We start from the raw sequence: 266 nt of genomic DNA, 5'->3' as shown, positions 1-266 counted from the left end.
AAAGAAGGCTGGTAGCACCAGTGGGCAGTCAGTAGCACTGACAAGCAGTTATAAAAAATGCTTGTCAGTGTTGTTGTTTATATAGCTAAGGGTTGTGTACGAAAGTCTTTTAGGTTGAGGAAAAAACCTCTGTAAGGAGTGAGTCCTTCTCTGAACAAGTTCCAAAGTAGGGTGCTTCCCATTTGTGAGAGAGTGGCGTTAATGAACAAATCTTGCTTGATTAAGGCTTCGGCAAGGGAGCAACTTGGGGTATTGTCATTCTGCTC

General features: G+C 43.2%; 1 pseudogene. It reads right to left on the bottom strand.

Going from position 1 to position 266, the window contains the following annotated elements:
• Positions 1-77: 77 nt before the first annotated feature.
• Positions 78-266, bottom strand: a pseudogene (locus OO775_RS12510) (PRTRC system ThiF family protein); the annotation flags it as partial.

The organism is Capnocytophaga catalasegens (assembly GCF_026005215.1).
Lineage (GTDB): Bacteria > Bacteroidota > Bacteroidia > Flavobacteriales > Flavobacteriaceae > Capnocytophaga > Capnocytophaga catalasegens.
The sequence above is the reverse complement of the archived record's forward strand: the minus strand, read 5'-3'. Positions and strand labels throughout refer to the sequence as shown.